The sequence below is a fragment of the Planctomycetia bacterium genome, from assembly GCA_015075745.1.
Classification (GTDB): domain Bacteria; phylum Planctomycetota; class Phycisphaerae; order UBA1845; family UTPLA1; genus UTPLA1.
This window is the reverse complement of record JABTTW010000001.1, coordinates 1,320,935-1,337,577: the sequence shown is the minus strand read 5'-3', so window position 1 is coordinate 1,337,577 and position 16,643 is coordinate 1,320,935. Positions and strand designations below refer to the sequence as shown.

Annotated in this window: 12 protein-coding genes; 3 read left to right on the top strand and 9 right to left on the bottom strand. The window is 63.4% G+C overall.

Going from position 1 to position 16,643, the window contains the following annotated elements; genetic code table 11:
• Nucleotides 1–180: 180 nt before the first annotated feature.
• Complete coding sequence (locus HS101_05250; GenBank protein MBE7505678.1) at nucleotides 181–2,964, bottom strand: FtsX-like permease family protein; 2,784 nt, start codon at nucleotides 2,962–2,964, stop codon at nucleotides 181–183.
• Complete coding sequence (locus HS101_05245; protein MBE7505677.1) at nucleotides 2,921–3,661, bottom strand: ABC transporter ATP-binding protein; 741 nt, start codon at nucleotides 3,659–3,661, stop codon at nucleotides 2,921–2,923. Before HS101_05245 ends, HS101_05250 begins: the two co-directional genes overlap by 44 nt.
• A gap of 138 nt (nucleotides 3,662–3,799) precedes the next feature.
• Here HS101_05245 and HS101_05240 point away from each other — a divergent pair, with 138 nt between their 5' ends.
• From HS101_05240 to HS101_05230, 3 genes are read left to right on the top strand one after another with little or no spacing between them, the layout of a single operon-like run.
• Nucleotides 3,800–4,669, top strand: coding sequence for a metallophosphoesterase (locus HS101_05240; protein MBE7505676.1), 870 nt, complete (start codon nucleotides 3,800–3,802; stop codon nucleotides 4,667–4,669).
• The gene (locus HS101_05235; GenBank protein MBE7505675.1) at nucleotides 4,662–6,044 is read left to right on the top strand and encodes a trypsin-like peptidase domain-containing protein; all 1,383 of its coding nucleotides are present in this window, start codon (nucleotides 4,662–4,664) and stop codon (nucleotides 6,042–6,044) included. Before HS101_05240 ends, HS101_05235 begins: the two co-directional genes overlap by 8 nt.
• 2 nt (nucleotides 6,045–6,046) lie before the next feature.
• Nucleotides 6,047–7,153, top strand: a complete 1,107-nt coding sequence (locus tag HS101_05230) for a glycerate kinase (protein MBE7505674.1) — start codon at nucleotides 6,047–6,049, stop codon at nucleotides 7,151–7,153.
• On the opposite strand, the gene HS101_05225 is transcribed toward HS101_05230, so the two are convergent.
• The 7 genes from HS101_05225 to HS101_05195 form a co-directional block, all read right to left on the bottom strand.
• Complete coding sequence (locus tag HS101_05225; protein MBE7505673.1) at nucleotides 7,154–8,506, bottom strand: PQQ-binding-like beta-propeller repeat protein; 1,353 nt, start codon at nucleotides 8,504–8,506, stop codon at nucleotides 7,154–7,156. It lies immediately after the preceding gene.
• Between the two features lie 3 nt (nucleotides 8,507–8,509).
• Entirely contained in the window at nucleotides 8,510–11,947 is a 3,438-nt protein-coding gene (locus tag HS101_05220; protein MBE7505672.1) for an FtsX-like permease family protein, read from the bottom strand.
• Complete coding sequence (locus HS101_05215; protein ID MBE7505671.1) at nucleotides 11,944–12,624, bottom strand: ABC transporter ATP-binding protein; 681 nt, start codon at nucleotides 12,622–12,624, stop codon at nucleotides 11,944–11,946. Before HS101_05215 ends, HS101_05220 begins: the two co-directional genes overlap by 4 nt.
• A gap of 10 nt (nucleotides 12,625–12,634) precedes the next feature.
• A complete protein-coding gene (locus HS101_05210) occupies nucleotides 12,635–13,951 on the bottom strand; it encodes a glycosyltransferase family 4 protein (protein ID MBE7505670.1) in 1,317 nt (438 codons plus the stop codon).
• A gap of 121 nt (nucleotides 13,952–14,072) precedes the next feature.
• Nucleotides 14,073–14,726, bottom strand: a complete 654-nt coding sequence (locus tag HS101_05205; protein ID MBE7505669.1) for a PEP-CTERM sorting domain-containing protein — start codon at nucleotides 14,724–14,726, stop codon at nucleotides 14,073–14,075.
• A 286-nt stretch (nucleotides 14,727–15,012) separates the two neighbouring features.
• Nucleotides 15,013–16,056 carry a PQQ-binding-like beta-propeller repeat protein gene (locus tag HS101_05200; protein MBE7505668.1) on the bottom strand — a complete coding sequence of 348 codons (1,044 nt, stop codon included), beginning with the start codon at nucleotides 16,054–16,056 and terminating at the stop codon, nucleotides 15,013–15,015.
• Between the two features lie 92 nt (nucleotides 16,057–16,148).
• Entirely contained in the window at nucleotides 16,149–16,613 is a 465-nt protein-coding gene (locus HS101_05195; protein ID MBE7505667.1) for a hypothetical protein, read from the bottom strand.
• Nucleotides 16,614–16,643 lie beyond the last annotated feature (30 nt).

Genomic DNA, 16,643 nt, shown 5'->3' with positions numbered 1-16,643 from the left:
TTTTGCTCGCTCGCCGCCCCCGATCCGAGCCGCGCGCGTCAGCAAGCGGTACCAGAAAATCCGGATATCCAATCCCGATCAACGCCAATCGCCGACGAAATCAATACCGCCGCCTTTGCATTTACCCTGGCCCCTTCAGCCCCTTATTCCACCTTGGCTTTTTCGACCGCCGGCCCCGGTTCAGGACGCCGCCAGGACCGAGACAACGCTCGCCCGGCTGGCGCGAATCGCCGGAACAAGGGCCGCCAGCACGCACAGCAAAGTCGCCGTCGCCGCCCCGAGACCGACGAAGCTCCAATGAATCGCGAAGACCGGCTCGAACCCCGAAAGGGACGACGTGAGATGATTGCTCGTGCGGGCCAGCAGCAGACCCAGTGCCACACCTATGCCGCTTCCGATCACACCGAGCACCACGGCCTCGCCGATCACGATCCGCGCCATCTGCCGCCGGGTGACGCCGATGGCCCGCAGAACGGCAATCTGTCGAGCCCGACTGGCGACGTTGGCCGCCATCAGATTCGCCACGCCGAGTGCGGCGATCAGCAGCCCGACCGCCGGAATCGCCGACAACAGCAGCGTCACCCGGTTAATGTTGCTGTCGATCTGCGTCTTCAACTCACGGGCCGTCACGAAGGCTTTGGGCGGATAGCCGAGCCGCTTGAGCATCGAATTGACCACCGCCTCCTGCGGACCCGACTCGGGAATCGGACCCGGCCCCATCGCAAACGTCTGACGCTCCCCGGGCGCCGCGGCCGTCGGACCAATCGGCTTCGAATCCTTGGAGACATCGCCGACCCGCGCCTCGTCGCTGAGCGCCTCATCGAAATTGAAAAGCATCATCGTCCCGGTGCGGCGGCCGAAAAGCCTGCGGGCGTCATCCAGCGAGCCGAACACCGCGCCGACCGCGTAGAACTGGAAAAACTCCGTGGCGTTGAAAAAACTCACGGCAATATCGACGCCCGCCGAGCCAACGACACCGGCGATCTTGAACGACGCATGCTTCTGCCCGACCCAGATGTCGAAGACATCGCCGCGGTGCAGATTCCTGGCCTGGCTGAACTCACGCGTGACAAGGACATGCCCGCCCTGCTTGAGCAGTTCGCGGGCCTCCGCCTCGTCGCCTTCGAGAAACGCAAGCTTGACCAGCGCCAGCCCCTCATCCGGCTCGACCGCAAGAAACCGCGAAGATTGGTCCAGCATCGAGAGCGACTTGAAAAGCGGAATCTTGCTGGGCTTGCTCAGGCTGAAAGGAAAATCGTCGCAGACGGTGAAGTCCTTGAGACCCGGCGTATCTTTCAGCGCGCGCAGTTGCTCAAGCGGCATCGGCGCATAGCTGTAAAGCATCGCGTCGGGAAACTCGCTGGGAAAGCGCCAGCCCTCCTTCACCGACTGACCCCAGACGATCAGCCCGACGATCAGCGAGAGACCGACGGCCAACCCGCAGCAGACGGCGGCCGACCGATACGGGGAATGGTCGATTTCCTCCTTCAACAGTTGGGGTTGCACGCGAAGACAAACGGCGGCGATGCGAACGGCGACCTTGCCGACGATGACCACGATCAGCGGCGCGGCCAGAGCGCACCCGCCGTAAAGCAGAACGAGACTGACAATGGCCCGCAGTTCGATGCCCTGTCCGCCATTTGTCGACAAGTTCCGCTGCGACAGTTCGTGACCCATCAGAAGGACGACGCCCGCCGCGAAGGCGATGGCCAGACCCCGCGCCGATCGCCGGGTGCCCATCGTTCTGACCGCTGCCACCGGAGAGACACCAATCGCCCCCGCGGCCGGAAGGACCGAGCCGAGAAGCGTCGTGCCGATGCCGCCGCCGCATGCCAGGGCCATGCCCCAGCCGCTGATGACCATCTCGCCGAGGTAGCCCGTCGCATAGTGCATCGTGATCCATTGCAGGGCCAGCCCGATCGGCACGCCGGCGATGGTCCCGGCCAGTCCCAGCGGGAGATTCTGCAGGAGCACGATGCCCCCAAGCTGCCGGCGAGTCACGCCGATGCACCGCAAAAGGCCGAGCTCGGTGATCCGCTCCGAGACGCCCATGCTCATGGACGCGAGAATGATAAAGAAAGCAGTGAGCAGAACGACGCAGGAAAGAAGCAGCATGGTGAATTGCAGGAGTCCCTGCGCCGCCCCCAGTTTCTTCTGCTGGGTCTCGGTCGTTTTGACGTTCAATTCCTCGGTCACGTGCGCACCGCCGGGCCGCGCGGCGTTTCGACGATCGATGATGGCTCGAACCGCCGCCGCCGTCCGCCGGATCGAAGGCACGCTCGGATCAGCCACCATGATGTCGATGCCCTTGATACGATCGGCGAGGCCGACGAGCTCCTGCACGCTCTTCAGGCTCGTCCACACCATCGGAGCCTGATTCACGCTGGCGCGCCGGCGGTCAATGATGCCCACGACGCGAAATGGTCGAGGGGCGGCATCCCCAACGATGGCTTGCAGGGTCATCTTGTCGTCGAGCTGGAGAGCCATCTCATCAGCCAGAAGCTTCTCGACGACGATCGTATCGCTGTCGCCCGGCTCGATGAAACGCCCGGCGAACAGCTTGTAGGTGCGGAAGATTTTTTCCTTCTCCGGCACGATGCCCATGACCTCGATGCGCCGGGCGGCAGGGTCCTTCGTTGCCGTTGCCTTTTCATCGTGTGCGGCCGCCGCCTGAACAAACTCCCGCGTGCGCGACGTGGTATGGATGACGCCCGGCAGCGCGGCGATTTCAGCCTCCATGTCGCCGGAGAAAACAGCCCACACGCCCTCGACCGGCTCGACGATGACATGAGCCGCGCCCACCCACTCAAGCACGACGCGATTGATGCTCTGGCGCACCGACTCATAGCAGCAGGTGACCCAGACGACGACGGCGACACCGAGCGCCACCGCGACGGCGGTAAGGGCCGTGCGTCCCGGCCTAGTTCGCCAGGCTCGCGTAGCGAGTTGCCACCAGATTGGCATCGCCGCATCCTTTCGGTTCGATGGTGCCGGTGATCTGACCATCCTTGATGACGTGAACAAGGTCGGCGTGGGCGGCGGCCTCGGCCTCGTGGGTGACCATGATGACTGTCGTCGCGCCGTCGGCGGTCAGATCGCGAAAGATCTGCCAGATGGCGGCCGCAGACGATGGATCGAGATTGCCGGTCGGCTCATCGGCAAGTAGAACGGCGGGTCGGTTCATCAGCGCACGGGCAATCGCGGCGCGCTGCTGCTCGCCACCGGAAAGCATCGCCGGCCGGTGCCGCGTGCGATGGGAAAGACGAACGAGCGAGATCATCTCGTCGGCCCGGCTCCTTGCCTCGGATTGAGACACCGAGTCCACGAGCAGGGGCAGCATGATGTTTTCCAGAGCGGTCAGCGTCGGCATCAAATTAAATGCCTGGAAAACAATGCCCAGCCGGCGACGTCGAAAAAGCGTTCGCTCTTCGTCGGACAGGGCGTGGACGTTTCTGCCTTCGACGAGAATCCGCCCCCGATCCGGCAGGTCCAGCCCGCCGATCAGGTGCATGAGGGTGGTCTTGCCCGATCCGCTCGCGCCCATGATGGCGACAAAGGCCCCGTGAGCGACGGAGAGGTTGATACCGCGCAGCGCGGGAATGATCTCGTCACCGAGCCGGTAATGCTTATGCAAGTCTTCAATCTCTACGATGGCGGCCATGTGTTGGGTTGTTTGCACCTGCTTGGCTAATTAAGATTCCGGAATTCCGCCGTGGCGATTAACGGCGACATGCGGCAGACCTCACGAAGCGCGCACGACGCTCGTGTCCGTTTCCGCCGAAGGTGGGCACTCTCAAACATGCGAATCATCGTCACCTCCGACTTGCATTACAACGTGGCGCGAAGCAAAGCCCCGACGCAGGCCATTGCCCGGGAGATTTGCAAGAGGGGCGGCGATTGCCTGCTCTTCGTCGGCGACCTCGCGGGCGCCGACTTGGCGATTCTAGACGAGGTGCTCGCGCTTTTCGAGCCGTTTCGCGGCATCAAGATGGCAGTGGCGGGAAATCACGAGCTTTGGACCTTCGGCGGGGGCGATTCGCTGGATCGCTACGAAAATGAGGTGGCCGGCGCTTTTGCTCGAAACGGCGTCCACTATCTCGACGCCGCACCACTTCAGGTCGGACATGTCGCCTTCGCGGGCAACGTCGGCTGGTACGATTTTTCGTTTCGCCCCTCATCCATGCGAATCCCGCTTCGATTCTACCGGCACAAAGTCGCGCCCGGCGCGGCCGCGTATTTTGAGAAGCATCGACACCTGCTGGAGCGAGACGACGACGTACCCGCTGCCTCGCGCGAGGTGACCAGTCGATGGATGGACGGCGAGCGCGTCCGGCTGCCGATCAGCGACGTCGAATTTACACAGCGATCGGCCAACCGGTTGCGAGAACATTTGGAGGCTGTGGAGCAAAAGGCCGAGCGGATTGTCGTCGCGGTCCATCATCTTCCGTTCGCTGAGCTTGTCCCGCCGACCATTCTCCCCAATTGGGCCTTCGCCGGAGCCTTCCTCGGCAGCGACCTGCTCGGAGAGACGATTCTCGATTTTCCGAAAGCATCGCACGTTTTCTGCGGTCATTCTCATAGGGCCCGCGAATGTCGCAGGGGCGCACTGGTCTGCAAGAGCATCGGTTCGACCTATCGGGAAAAGCAGTATGATGTCCTGGATGTTTGAGCAAAGAATGATCCGGTCGGTATGGATCGCGGCGATCGGCGCGGTCCTGATCAGCTCGTTTGCGCCCGCCGTGAAGGCGGACGCGCCGCAGGCGGAGCGGATGACGCCCACGGTCCGGGTGTTTCGCGAGGCGAGCCCGGCGGTGGTGAACCTGTCCACGACGACCGTTGTCACCGTCCGACGGCCGATGGGGATCGACAGCATCTTCGACGATATTTTCGACTTTCCGGTCGCACCACCGCGCCGATACAAGGCCACCAGCGTCGGCTCCGGCTTCGTCATTCACAGCGCCGGTTACATCGTGACCAATGCCCACGTCATCGATCGGGCCGCGGAGTGCAAGGTCACCTTCGCCGATTCGACCGAATTGCCGGCCGAGGAAGTCGCCCGAAGCACGGAGAATGACCTCGCGGTTCTCAAGGTCGATGCGAACAAGCCCCTGCCCTTCTTGAAGCTGGGCCGAAGCGACGACCTGATGCCGGGCGAGTCGGTTGTGGCGATCGGCAATCCGCTGGGGTTTCAACACACCGTCACGACCGGCATCATCAGCGCTCTGAACCGCGAACTGACATTCGGACCGGGCCTCGTCTATTCAGGGCTGATTCAGATCGACGCCTCGATCAATCCGGGAAACTCCGGCGGGCCGCTGCTCAACGTGGTGGGTGACCTGATTGGAATCAACTCGGCCATCCGCGGCGACGCACAAAACATCGGCTTCGCGATTCCGGTGGATCGGCTGCATGACCTGCTGCCGTCGATGCTCGACATCCAGCGCATCCGCAGAGTGGACTTCGGCGTCCACTTCGACAGCGCCGAGCCGAAGGGCGACGTCCGCGGCGTATTGGTGAAGTCGATCGAGCCTGCGTCGCCGGCCGATCGCGCCGGACTGCGGCCGGGCGACACGGTGACCGCGATTGAAGGCCATGCCACGCCGAGCTTCATGGAGGCGTTCAGCGTCCTCAACAGCGTACCGATCGGCACGCGCGTGCGATTTGATGTCAGCGCCTCCGGCCGTCCGCAGCGACGAATCGAAATCCCTCTCGCCAAGCTGGCGGACTATGACTGCGCCTCGACCCTGGAGAAGCACTTCGGCATTCGCGTCCGCGAGCTTTCGCGGGACGACCTTAAGCGCATGGACCTGCCCAGACCGATCGGCTTAATCATCGAGGCCGTCGCGCCGGGCACCGACGCCGCACGAACGGGCCTGATGCAGGGCGACATCATCACCGCATTCGGTCGCTGGCCGGTCAGTTCGTTTTCGGCGCTGGGGCACCTGGTCAAGCAGGTCGATCCGCGCGATCGAATTCCATTCCAGATTCTTCGCATTCAAAGCGACGGATTCATTCGCTCCGAAGTCGTCCTGCAGGCGAATTGAGCATGCGCGTCGTCGTGGCCCCCGATAAGTTCAAAGGCGTGCTCACGGCACGGCAGGCGGTCGATGCGATTGCCCGGGGCATCCGCGCGGCTCGCCCCCACGTCGAGATCAATCTCATCCCCATGGCCGACGGCGGTGAGGGCACGCTGGACGTGCTCCTCGATGCCGACGGCGGCCAGCGCCGGCAGGCCGCAGCCCACGGGCCGCTCGGTGAACCGGTCGATGTGACCGTCGGGCTGATTCGTCACGCGTCGACCGCGGTCATCGAGCTGGCCAAAGTCGCCGGGCTGGACCTCGTGCCCGATGCGAAGCGCGACCCGCTTGTCACGACGACCTATGGCGTCGGCGAATTGATTCGCGCAGCAGCGCAAAGCGGCGTCGAGGAGATCATCCTCGCCGTCGGCGGCAGCGCGACGGTCGACGGCGGCGCGGGCTTGATGCAGGGGCTGGGCCTCTCTCTGATCGATCAATCTGGCACGCCCTTGCCGACCGGTGTGGGCGGCGGCGCGCTCTCCGCGATACGCCGCGTCGTATGGAACGATCCGCCCGACGCGCTGGACGGCATCCAGTTCACCATCGCCGTGGATGTTCTCAACCCGGCATGCGGCCCCAGCGGCGCCGCGCGTGTCTTCGGTCCCCAAAAGGGAGCGTCACCCAAGGACGTCGAGACTTTGGAACAAGGCATGACGCACTGGGCCGATCTGCTGGAGCAATCGACCGGGCGACTAATCCGCGATGAGCCGGGGACCGGTGCTGCCGGCGGTGTGGCACTTCCTCTGCTGGCCTATTTCAACACGCAGATCGTGCCCGGCGTGGACCTGACCAGTTCGGCAACAGCCCTGGCGGACTTCATCAGCGATGCCGACCTTGTGATCACCGGCGAGGGCCGGCTCGATCGGCAATCCCTCATGGGTAAGGTGGTCGGCAGCGTCGGACGCATGTGCCGCGGCGCCGATGTCCCATGCGTGGCGATTGTCGGCATCAAAGGCGAGGGAGCGGAAGATTGTCTGGCCGTCCTGGATCGGATCGCGACGCTCGACGCCCCGATGAACGAGACGGCATCGCGGCTTGAAGAAGTCGCCGCTCAAATCGCCGACGAGTTTCTCTGACTACGGCGATTTCGCGGACCCCTCAGAAACGCAGTAGAGAAACTTCTGCGATCGAATCAGCAGTTCGCTGCCCGACACGGCCATTGAAGAAAGCGTGTAGCCGCCGGGAAGCTTGTTGGTGGCCAGCACCTTGAACTTCGGGCCCGCCGCGAGCACCGTCGTTGTGCATTCTTCGTTGGTGACATAGACCTTTCCATCGCCGACCAACGGAGACGCACTGTAGGGCCCGCCGGTGATTCGCTCAGGGCCCCAGACCGTCTCGCCGCTCGCCGCCTTCAGGCACGTCATGAATCCGTTGTCGTGCAGCAGATAGAGGTACTCGCCGTCGCTTGCCACCGAAGGCACGTCCGGCGCCTTCTTGTCATCAAAGCGCCACGCAATGGCGGATGAAGTGACGTCCCCCTTCCCATCCGCGCGGATCGCCAGCATGGGCTGCTCTCGGCTCGTGGCGATGACCAGCCCATCGACGATGATCGGGCTTCCGCATATGCGATAGTTTCCCGCATGCTCAGGATTGAGGCCGCCGCAGCGCCAGATTTCCGAGCCGTCGGAAAGTTCGTGCGCCGTCACATAGTCCGCTCCGGAAATGATGACGACGTCCTTGCCCCCGATCTTCGCGACCAGTGGCGTGGTGTAGGCGTCCGGGCTTTCCTGCGTTGCATCGGTCTTGCGCTCGACCTTCCAGATCGACTTGCCTGTTCGGGCATCGTACGCCGCAACATACGAAGGGTTCTTCGTCGTCGCGCCGTGCAGCACCTGCGCGATCAACTTGTCACCGGCAAGGGCGGGACTGGAAGCGTATCCCCAATAAAGCCCAAAGTCGCCATGCTCCTTTTGGAGATTTCGCTCCCAACGCTTTTCACCTTCAACGGTATGGGCACTGAGGCGGCCGGTCCCGGTCAGGGTCCACACCAGCTTCCCGTCCGTCACCGGCGATGGCGAGGCCATGTTTTGCTTGCCGTAGAGCTTGTTGACTTCGTCGATCTTCTTCTCCCAGAGCACCTTGCCGTTCTTCGTGGATAGGCACATCAGGAGAATCGCGTCGCCGCCCGGGCCCTCCATCTCCAGCCTGCGAAGCCGCCGTGCGATGCCCTTGTCGTCGGAATCTCTTCGCTTCGCGGTGGGCGTAGTGAGAAAAATGCGATCTCCCCAGACCACCGGCGACGCGCCGGCCCAGGATGGCATCGGCGTCTTCCAGCGAACGTTCTTGTCCTCGCCCCACGCTGTCGGCAGGCCCCGGGATTCCGTGCTGCCGTTCAAACTCGGCCCGCGCCAGTTCGACCAGTTGTCCCCGGCCTGCGCCGCGGCACAGGAAAGCAGAACCAGCGAACAAATCGGAATCGTAACTCTCATCGGTTATTCCCTCCGTAGCGCCGCAAGCAGCGGCGTCTTGAGCGTGGATCGAATGCAAATCGCGCCCGCCGCCAAGCCTGCAATAAACACCAGCACGATCGTACCGGCAAGCGACGCCCATGGTATCTCATCGGACTTGCCCATCGCGTGCGGCCCCACGGCCACCAGCGCCGAGAACACCCCCGCCGCCAATCCCGCAAGAAGCAGCGTCGCGTGTTCGAGCATGCTGATCTGATAGAGCTGTCTCTCGCGGAAGCCGAGTGCTCGAAGCAGGGCCAGTTCGCCGCGTCGCTCCCAGATGTTGCGCATCATCACGGCGGCCAGTCCAAAGACACCGAGCAGAAGCCCCAGCCCGCCGAGCGTTTGAAAGGTGGACAGATAGGTATTCTGCACCGCCATATAGGCGATCAGTCGATCGCGCGTCGGCTCGGCGTCGAACCCAAACCGCGACAAGTCGCGCTCCAGCGCCTTCGTCAACTTCGCGTCGTCATTCGTCGCAATGAGAAACGCCGAATAGCCCCCAATCGATGAAAAGAGTTTCTTGAACTCAGCCTCGTCGATGATAAGTTCGCTCTGCAAGACGCTGCCCGCGAGCATCGCAACGATCCGCAGCCTCTGTGACTGGCCGCGCTCGTCGGTAATCTCCATGTCACCGCCGATATCGAGATGCAGCAGCCACCGCACCGCGCTCTCATCGCCGATGGCCGGGATCGCCCCGTCCTCAAACCGCTTGTTCAGCAGCAGCCAGGGGTTTGCCTTCTCCTCGTCGGACTCGGCCATGCTCGCCGCGAACGAGAACGCACCGCGCTGCAAGAACTCCTCGCTCGCGCCGAGGATGCGCGGCTGATTGACCTTGTAGAGATTGAGACAACTCGAGTCATCGCCGGGCCGCACGCGGAAGGCGGCGAAGCTCGCTTCCTTGCAGATCGCCGCCGCCTCGCTGCTCATGCCCAGCGACGCGCGGCCGTCTGCCGTATTGATGTCGTACGGCAGTGGAACCGTCGATTCGGCGACCAGCGAGTATCCGCCCGCCCCGCCGCTGGGCTTGTCGATGTCCATGTCGGGGCTGAGGCGGCTGGCGCCCACCGCGACAATCACAAACGTCGCCGACGCGACCAGGCCCGTCGCCAGCAGGCTCCTCGCGGGCTGCCGTCGGGCATTGCGCGCCGCGAGCATGAACCTACTCATGCGAACCGCCGCCGGCTTCGTCGCGCCCGGTCGGGCGATCAGCCACAGCCACACCGCGGTTAAAAGCGCGATGAGCATGGCAAACCCGGCGATGAAAAACGACATCGCCTGCTCCGCCCCTCCCGCGGATATCGCGGCAAGTGCCGTGGCGATGGCCCCAATAAGCGAGAGAAGACAGATGGCACGAATCACCGCCCGCCTGCGCGGCGAAGCCAAGTGACTCCCCGATGTCACTTCGCCCGAAAGCAGCGACCTTGCCGAACTACGGGCCATCACCCGCACCGACCAGCCGATCGCCAGTCGGGCAATCATCATGCTGACGACAAGACCGATGGCCATGCTCGTCGGACTGGCCGCAAGCCGCAGAAACGGTGCATTCACCGCCGCCGACCACCACGATCGAAGCCCGGCAAGCATCAGCCACGCATACCCGCCCGCCAGCAGCAGCCCGGCCGCCGAACCCATCACGACGAGCAGCGTCCCCTCCACGATCAGCATCTTGCGCACGCGTTTCACACCCAGCCCGATGGCCAGCAGCAGGCCCACCTCCTCCGCGCGGCGTTCCACGCCCAGTCGAAACATCAGCGCGACCAGCAGCGCAGCGGCGATGATGAGAAAGGACGAGAAGCCGATGAATAGCTGCCCGAAGTCGGTGCTCCCGCTCCCGGCGGCCAGCGCCTCCTCGCGGACCGGCCGGAACGCCAGCCCCATCTGCTCGGCCCGCAGATGCGACAGCATCGCCGTCTCAAACTCGCGCGCGCTCTCGTCGGCGGTCTTCCCCTGCGGCAACAAGACGCGAATCGCCGTGTACGACCCGAACCGCGCGTCGGCGTTCCAATGCTTCTGGCCCGCCGCCTGGGAGACGAACGCCTTGGGCAGCGCCTGATGCTTGTCCCAATAGTCTTCGTCCTTCTGGCGGATGCGCTTCATGTCAAACGGAAACGGCGGATCCCAGTCGCTCAGCCGTTTTGCGTTGGTGATGCCCTCGTAGGTCGGTGTCAGGCCGCTGTCGCCCGCCCAGCCGGTCATGCGCACAATGCCCGTCAACTTGAATTGCGCCGACTGTTCCTCCAGCCGCCCGCCGGGCTTCGTGACGAAGTAGCTGAGAGAGATCGTCTGACCGACCGACACGCCGAGATCACTGGCCGCCCACTCATTGAGCAGAATTTCGTCGTCGCCGAGCTGCGTCACGCTTGAGCCGTCCGCCAGCACGAACTGCCCGGCAGGAATCTTCCCGGGGTCGAGCGCGGCCACGGTGGAATACGGAATGATCGTTGAGTCCGATTGATTGGACGAATCAGCAACTGAGATCGAATTAGCCAGATAGGTGAGCACCGGAACGGCGCCGAGTTTCAGCGAAGTAGCAGCGGCCAGCGCGGCATCCTCCGCCTGCGGCTCGACAAGTAGGTTCGTCGATTCGACCGCGGCGTACCCGAGCGTATCGCTGACGCGGATGGAAAGATTCAGGTCGACGAGCGTCACCGCCGCGTCGAGACGCTTTGAAAATGTCTCGTGCAGATCGGATGGCCGATCCCGCTCGACCTTCGCGACGGCGAGCATCGCATTCACGCGCCCGGCCTGCCCCAGCGCCCTCTGCATCGTCGCCAGCGGAACAAAGGCATTTCGCGCCATCGCCTGCTGCGGTCGAAGTGCGAATGCGCCGGCGCCGTTCGCGGGAATGATTTTCCCAACCGTCAATCGAAGCGAGGCAATCGTGTCATCGCGGCGGCCCAGCAGCGTCTCCAGCGGCGCTGCGCCGGGCTTGGGCAATCGAAGCAGCACGTCATCGCCGGCGCGAACGCCCAGCGAATCGGCCAACGGCTGATTGAGGATCACCGCGCGACCATCCAGCGTCGCATCATCGTCGCCGAACATCCGCCAGAATCGTTCATCAACCCCCAGCGTCTGGATGCCGTTCACCCGCGCGTCCCCGGAGGCGTTCGTCACCGACGCCCGCAGCGTCACGAGAGGGCACGCGCTTTCGATCAGTTGTTTCAGATCGCCATCTGCCGCGAACTTCTCGGCCAGCGCCTCACCGAAGAACCGCCCGCCGTCCACCGCGTAGTCCACCGGCCCCAGCCGTGCCAACGCCTGCTCGCGAAGACTGGCGCGCATCGAATCACCGACAAAGAGCGCGCCGATCAGTGCCGCCGCCCCCGCCATCGTGCCGAAGACGACGGCAAGGCCTGCGCGCCAATGAAACCTCAGGCTGCGACGGCGAAGGGTACTGGGCGTGAGAAGGGCGGCGTTCATGCGGCGCGCGATTCAAGACGACCGTCGGAGAATTCGAAGCACCTCTGCATCCGATCCGCCAGCGACGTGCTATGCGTGACCACGATCAGCGTCGTACCTTCCTCCTTCTGCAATTCCAGAAGAAGTGACGCGACCGTCTCGGCGGAAGACCGATCGAGGTTGCCGGTCGGCTCATCCGCCAGCAAAAGTCGCGGGCTGTTAATTAGCGCCCGGGCAATGGCGACGCGCTGTCGCTCGCCGCCGGACAGCTCCGAGGGCAGATGATCCAGCCGTGCCGAGAGGCCCACGCGATCGAGCAGCCTTGCGGCCCGCGTGGTAAGCCTGGCGGCGCCGTCATTCGGCAGCGTCGGAATCAGCACATTCTCAATCACGCTGCACTGCGGAAGCAGATGGTGATCTTGAAAGACGAACCCGACGTGCGTATTGCGAAAGGCCGCCAGCGCAGGCTCATCGAGGCTGAACGGGTTCCTGCCGTCGAGCTGCACCTCACCACTGGTGGGCGTCTCCAGCGTGCCGAGAATATTGAGCAGCGTGCTCTTACCGCAGCCCGATGGCCCCACGATCGCGACCGCCTCGCCCTCGGTCAGGCTCAGCGACACATCCCGCAGGACGATCACCGGCGCGGATCGCGTCGGGTACTGCTTGCAGATCGACTTGGCATCGAGCGCCAGTGACATGGCCTGCATCCTACGCGGATTGACTCGATTCGACGAGCGAACGACGCAAATCGACGGCCTTGGCGAATACGTTCCACGCCCCCTCGGCCATCCGATCCTCATGATACAGCTCAGCGACCCCTCGCCGGCCCCGCGAACCAAGCTGATCTCGCAGCTCCGGCTGGTCCATCAACTCAATCATGCGATCCGCGAGTGCCGAAACATCGTTCGGCGGAAACAGCAATCCGCCTCCCGTCGCCTCGATCAATTCGGGAAATGATCCATGCGCCGGCTGCACCACCGGCACGCCCTGCGACATCGCTTCGAGAACGTAAATGCCCTTGGCCTCCCGATAGACCGTCGGCACGGAAAAAACATCACAGGATCGAAGAAGTTCGAGTTTCCCCCGGCGATCGACCTCGCCGAGCAGGTCCACCGACTCTCGAACACCCGCCTTCTCCAGCTTCTCAGCGATTTCCGCGACGTAGCCTTTGCTCGACTCCGGCGTGTAGCCCGCAACGCGCAATCGGCACGGCCGCCCCCGCCGATGCAGCTCGATGAAGGCGTCGCACAAAACGTGCAGCCCCTTCTCCGGGCAGATTCGCGCCAGGTATCCAATCGTAAACGGTCGAGCCCCCGCCGATTCCGTTCCACGCTCGTGCGGCTCAATGCGAATCCCCATCGGGACATGGTGTAGCCGATCATCCGGCACGCCGAAGTTCTCGCTCGCGTAATTCGCGTAGTGACGCGATACGGCGATGAATCCGTGAACGTCCGGCGCCGCCTGACGAATCAGATCGTGCGCCTCCGCCCGATGCCCCGCCGGCAGAGCGTCGAGAAAAATATCTTCGCCGGTCAGCGTGCAGACGATCGCCGCGCCGAGCGCTTCGTGCAGCGGTCGGGCAAGGCCTACAAAGAGTGCGTCAGGCAGATGCACGACGTCCGGGCGATAGGCCGCCAGGCCCTCGATCAACTTGTCCAGTTCTCGCCGCTGGGCCCCGTCCTCGCCGCGCAGCATGGAAATCGTCAGCGGCCCCAGCCCCTCGGGCGTCGTCGCCCCCGCACGGCGCATCGCCAGTCGCAAGACGGCAGGCGCATCGAGAACGCGATCGAGCAGACGCGAACCGAACCGAAACAACGAGGACTTCTGCTGAAGGAAGACGTTGATCCCACCGTAGAAGACCCGTTCGGTGCTGACCGACGGCTCGTCGGTCTTGATCGGCGAATACATGGGGATCAGCACCACGTCGCGCTTCTGGCGAATCAGCGCGGCGGCGAGCGTGTTGTCGCGCATACAGCTCCCGCAGTACATGCCCCCTGCCCCGGCGGTGAGATAAGCGATTTTCATGGCGACGCCTGATTATAAGGAGGCGCAAGACAATCGGCGTGCGATCCTTCGGAAAAGGACCGCACGCCGATGATTTGCACATTCTCAAAGAATCCGTCGCGGCCAAATCCGCGGGCGGATATTACCGACGTCGTCGAAGCATCAGACCCGCCAGGCCCAGCAGGGCCAGTGAGGCCGGCTCGGGCGTGAAGGTCGTATTCGTGGCACAAACATAAGCGAAGTCGATACCGCTGATACTGCCCATGCCGTCCCAGTTAAGGGTGATCGCGCCGGAGTTCGGCGTGTCGAAATCCACCTGACCGACCGACTCGCCCGGCAGGAAGACCGGCGAAAAGATGCCGAGGGCCGACAGGTCGCCGGAGAACTCGATCTTGTAAAGGTCGCTCGTCGTCACCATGCCGCTCAGCTCGTCGAAGGTGCCGCCGTACGACTCCTCAATGGAGATATTGAGAACGCCGGTCGGCAAATCCGCGCCGCCCTGCGGATTGGGCAGGCCGATGGAATCGACCGTCTGGAAGTACGACGCAAAGGCGGCGGAACTGCCCGGCGCCGCGGCAGGATCGATGTTTAGTACGAAGTCTGTCTGCGAGATCAACGCCGATCGCGGACCGCCGAACGCGCCGAAGTCGAAGGTGAAGCTGCTCTCCAGATTAGGGTTCTGGGTGGCGCTCAGCGAGATGAGGTCAGCCTTTGCGACCGTCGCCAGACACAAGGCGGCCGAGCATGCACAGATTTGCACGAATCGAGTCGATGCGATCTTGGATACGAATGACATTCAGATGTCTCCTTTCAGATTATTGTCGGGCTCGCCGAACTTTCCGGTCAACCGATGCAAACAGAATAATGGCACTGGGCCGATTCCGCCATACCCGGCGGCGGCTATCGCGTCAGAGAGCAATACAGCAAGAACAAGGGGGATTATGTGGCTCGGAAAAACGAATTCCAAGCCGGCAGATCCCCACCTCGATGCCCTATTCAACGAGTGCCGGCAACCGACTTCACGGATTGCTAAATGCACGCTTCTCCGCGCCTGCTCTCAGAATATGCAAAACCCACCAAGCTCAGGGACGAGCATCGCGCTTCCCGGCCCCAAAGCAATAAACCACGCCGTCATCCGCCGAGATCACCAGCCGCCCTTCGCCGATGGCCGGAGACGACGCCACGCCCGCGCCGGTGTCGAACCGCCACCGCTCCTTGCCCGTCGCGAGATCAACTTCATACACATTGCCGTCACCCGATCCGAAAAAAACTCGGTCGCCCAGAATCACCGCGGACGAGTCTATACGGGCCTGCGCGTTGAACGTCCATGCTTCCTTGCCCGTCGTCCGGTCCAGCGCGTGCAGCGACTTATCTCGGCCGCCGATGACGATGAGCCCGCTGCCGATCGCAGCGGATGCGTAGAAAGGAAACTCGCGATCCGGATTCTCAAAGACCCAGATCTTCGTCCCCGTCCGCCAATCGAAACAGAAGACCTGGTTGCCGAAGGTGCCGACAAAGACCCGATCGCCCTCCACCGCCGCCGACGCGCCGGAGACGCCGCCCATCTCGATCTGTCGTTCGACCTTTCCGTCCTCAAGCCGGACGACGTGCAGCCGCTCGTCGCAACCGGCGACCAGCACACGCCCGTCCACGATCGACGGCGTGCCATGGACGCGGCCCTGCGTCTCGTGCCTCCATTGAAGCTTCCCGTCGCGCCGATTCAAACAATAAAGCGAACCGTCGTACGACCCGAAAACGATTCGATCGCCCTCGAAGTTGACCGAAGAGATGATCTCCGCCTCCGTCTTGAACGACCACTTCTCCTTGCCGTCCCGCGCGTCCAGGGCGTGCATCACGCCGTCCCCGTCCCCGAACATGACCAGCCCGTCGTGGACCGTCGGTGAAGACTTGACGCTGATCTTGGTATCGAACTCCCAGCGGGCCTTGCCGTCTGCAAGCGAAAGGGCATACAGCTTTCCGTCGTCGCAACCCACATAGACCACCCCGTCGGCGATAGCCGCGGTGGACTCGATGATGTCGCCGGCCTCAAATCGCCAAAGCGCCTCCAGCTTGTCGGGCAGCCGACCCGTGGCCACGCCCGTCAGATGCGGATTCCCCCGAAACATCGGCCAATCCGATGCGGGCTGCGTCGACGGCGGCGCAAACCCGACGCACAGGCCGAGCCAAATCCCTACAAATTGAAATGGTACCGCCGTCATCATGCAGGCTTATATCGCAGGACCAGGGCCGCACCGACCGCGGCCAGGACGATGCCGAAATAAAACGGCATCGACGGCGACTTCGCCGGCTTGTCCCAGAACATCGTAACGATCACGTTCATGATCGGCGCGCCGGCGAACACCAGCGGCGCCACGTAGATCGGCTTCCCGCCGGTCTTCAGCGCGAAGATCACGCCCAGGGCCCCGAGCGCTCCAAAGACACCGGCCAGCGTGGATAGCGACATCCCTTTCATCGGGAAGCTCGCTGGCTCCGCCCCGCCCATGATGAAAAGGCCGGGGATCAGCACCGCGACGAGGCAGTAGGCCAGACCGACGAACAGAAACGCGCGAAGCGGTCCCTTCGGCTCGCCAAAGCCAAGCTGGCCGTGATGAATCGTCGGGACATAAGCCCCCCAAGAAACGATGGCCATCAGAATGAAAAGGTAAGGCAGCATTTGTTTCATGATTTGTCTCCAGTTATCCGCCCGACTCGG